Consider the following 3,441-nt stretch of genomic DNA (forward strand, 5'->3'; position numbering starts at 1 on the left):
GTGTAACGTTCGAGTGTATGTGCCGTAAGGGATTGCGGAGTAGTATCCTGTCTATCGACACTAAAGGTTAAACGGGCTACAAACCTTGATACTACTACAATCTCGCTTATTTTTTATATACATTGTTAGCATACGTTTATTCAATTCGTTCTAAAAAAAGAGTTTCAGTAATGCCTGGAGAAGTTTGGCTTCCAATTCTTGTAGTCAAAAAAAACTCAATAATTAAATATTTGCCATTCTGAAAGCTACAATATGAACTGAACTTAGTTAACCCATATGCTTCATATTCAAAAAGATTATTGCTGATGCGAATAGTTTCGAATACCAAACTATCAACTGTTACAATGGTTTGTACATAAACATTAACAGCTACTCTTTCCATTAATTTGGAAGGTTTTTCCGCACAATAATAAGGTGCGATTTTCTTTATTGGATACGTCAAAGAACATTCATGAGTTTTGTAAGAAAGTGAATCGTTAATAAAGGATTTACCTTCCGTTGTATATAAGATTCTATCAGAATATAGGACTTCATCATTACGACATGAAGTCTTATAAACAAAAGCATAATTATTAAGTGAATCGGGTAGTGAAATGTCTCTTTTTAATTTAAAAATGGAGTCAACGAATGAATAAAATCTTTCTATTTCTAGAGAATCTTTAATTTGCTCGAACTCTTGACCGAATGAGCTACCTGCAAAAAAGAAAGATAATGTCAATGTTATTATTTTTTGTCTCATTTCTATGTATGCTAACGGCAGTCTGTCTAATAACCCTAACCACCGATTAAATTTTTGTCAAATATAAGAACATTTCTACTTTGCTCAAAAATTATTTGTTTTTTTTAGTTTGCGTTTTTCGAATTGCTTCTTGCAGTGATGTTGGAAAAATATATGCCTGTCTTCTGTCTTTTCCTTGTATAAATTTCATTTATAAAAATAGAAATTATTCCTTTGGTGGCAAATTATTTTTATCTACAAATTGTTGATTTTTTTAGACAGTCTGACGACTGATGTAGAAGTAGTAGCGGGTTTCAAAGCGATACTCTTCAAATTTACCAAATAGCCAAATCTTTTCCGCTAAATCCGTCAAATCAAAGATTTGGCGGGCCGGATATGAGTACTATCGCTACAATTTGCTACCATAAAGCTATTACTTTTACATTTTGTTAGCTTTTCGTTGTTTATTCTTCTATTTCTTTATTCTTTTCTTCGTTTTTTTCTTCAAGTTTTTTTGCATTCAATGGAGCTATTACATTTTTTCCTGTTTTTTCTTCAATTTCTTTTCTTGTATTTCCTGCAATTGTTCCTCCTTGTTTTGCAATCTTTCTATTTTCTAAAAGTGTTTTAGGCTTCTTCTCTTTTGATATTTCGGTTGTTGTTGCTTCCGCAAGCATATTCAAAACCAACTCTAAATTGGTCATGTTATCTCGCAAATTTTCTTTCTTTAAATCTTTTAGATCTTTGTATTCTCGTGTTGTCATTCCTGACCAAGCCTTAGTTATCTCGTCTGTCAATATTGCAAATTCTAATCCTTTCTTAACGCCTCGCTCTTCCCATTCATCAGTCAAATCCTTTCTAACTTCAATACTTTTCAGCCTTTGGTTAATCCAGTTCGTTGAATATCCTTTTTTTAAATATGTTTCCATTGCTCTTTCAAAAGCTTTCTCAGGGTCTTCTGTTTCCTCTATCCGTTCATATCCAACTTTTGCTAACCAAACTTTAAACGGTTCTGCGTTTGGCGAAGGTATTGATTGAATTAATCTTAATAACTGCTCTGTGTCAGCTACATCAGTCATTCGCATTTTGCCGTCAACAGCTTTCATTTTCAACCCGTGACAATTCGTCACGGTTTCATTTCCTTCCTTTTTTAGTCTTTCTTTAAGCTTTCTCCAATATGCTTGTGGATTAACACTTTTTGTTAAAACAGAAATAATATCTACAATTGAAAAATACCATTTCTCTTGTTTATTATCCCATTCTACACGAACTCGTTGGTCTTGAAATAATTTTATCGCAGTTTCTTTTTTCATACATTTCTTTTTTCAAATCCAAAGATAAATAAACAATTTGTTCTTCGATAATTTTTAATCTTGTAATATCATTTTTTCAATGAAAGCTAACGTCAGTCTGTCTAATAACCCTAACCACTAATTAAATTTTTATCAAATATAAGAACATTTCTGCTTTGCTCAAAAATTATTTGTTTTTTTTAGTTTGCGTTTTTCGAATTGCTTCTTGCAGTGATGTTGGAAAAATATATGCCTGTCTTCTGTCTTTTCCTTGTATAAATTTCATTTATAAAAATAGAAATTATTCCTTTGGTGGCAAATTATTTTTATCTACAAATTGTTGATTTTTTTAGACTATCTGACGGTTTGAATATGGTGCGTATCACACTTTATTCAATAATTTTCTTTGGTTTCACAATTTTCAAACTTACTAATTCTTTGTCTATGACCTACCAACTGCGGCATGCACTATATTTTTTGTCAGCTACTACCATTTTATTCATTCAGTCTTGTTTCAATGTCCATTCGTTGATGTAGAATCCTGATAATTTCAATTTCTTCATTCTTACTGTTGATTTTATAGAAAATAAAATGTGATTTTATTCGAGAACGAAAATATCCTTTTCTTACTTTATTATAATCTTTTCCAGATTTTGGGTCATCAGTGAGATATTCTATTTCATCCATTATCAAGTTGAAATATCTGTCAGCCTGTTTTATCGACCATTTTTCAATAGTGTAAAGCCAAATATTTTCAATATCTCTACTTGCTTCTTGACTGATTTTATATTTCATTATTCAGCCAAATATTTTTGATGAAGGGTTTTAAAAAAAGATGTTCGGTCAAAATCTTTTATAAAGCCTGATTTTTCTCCTTTTTTCAGTTCTTTTATAAGTTCTGTTTTTTTAGATTCTTCGTGTTCAAACATTCTCAACGCAGTTCTCACAACTTCACTTACAGAAGAATATTTTCCTGATTCAATCTGATGATTGATGAAATTATCAAAATAATCACCTAAAAAAATTGATGTGTTTTTCGCCATAACTTTAAATTTGCTACAAAAGTACTAATACTTGGTAGGATTTCAAAATTAATTTTCAGATTTCGTTCGAACTGCTTGCAACTAACGGCAGTCTGTCTATAAACCCAAACATTGATATTTGTACTCAATCAGTAATTCTCCAAATAGCTGTTTTTTAAAATCATACATTTTGTTGTCTTATTAAAATAATTGCTTGTTAATTTTATGATTAAAAACTTATCAGAAATTTAAAGAAATAAACATCAATGGAAGAATTATGTACAAAAATTAAAATTTAACTTAAAAATCAACAAAAATGAATTATTTAAAATAAAAAAGTATCAAAAAAAATGAAATGTTGCCAAAATACAATCACTAATTTTAAAATTACCCGAAAAAATTTAACTTT

4 protein-coding genes are annotated in these 3,441 nt (G+C 29.9%); all 4 read right to left on the reverse strand.

Annotated elements, in window-relative coordinates:
* Nucleotides 1-136 precede the first annotated feature (136 nt).
* Nucleotides 137-739, reverse strand: a complete 603-nt coding sequence (locus U9R42_06020) for a hypothetical protein (GenBank protein ID MEA3495576.1) — start codon at nucleotides 737-739, stop codon at nucleotides 137-139.
* 443 nt (nucleotides 740-1,182) lie between these two features.
* A complete protein-coding gene (locus U9R42_06025; GenBank protein ID MEA3495577.1) occupies nucleotides 1,183-2,031 on the reverse strand; it encodes a Bro-N domain-containing protein in 849 nt (282 codons plus the stop codon).
* A 474-nt stretch (nucleotides 2,032-2,505) separates the two neighbouring features.
* Entirely contained in the window at nucleotides 2,506-2,805 is a 300-nt protein-coding gene (locus U9R42_06030) for a type II toxin-antitoxin system RelE/ParE family toxin (GenBank protein ID MEA3495578.1), read from the reverse strand.
* On the reverse strand, nucleotides 2,805-3,053 hold the full coding sequence (locus U9R42_06035; GenBank protein MEA3495579.1) for a type II toxin-antitoxin system ParD family antitoxin: 249 nt from the start codon (nucleotides 3,051-3,053) through the stop codon (nucleotides 2,805-2,807). The genes U9R42_06030 and U9R42_06035 overlap by 1 nt, the downstream gene beginning before the upstream one ends.
* Nucleotides 3,054-3,441 lie beyond the last annotated feature (388 nt).

It is taken from the genome of Bacteroidota bacterium (assembly GCA_034723125.1).
Lineage (GTDB): Bacteria > Bacteroidota > Bacteroidia > CAILMK01 > JAAYUY01 > JAYEOP01.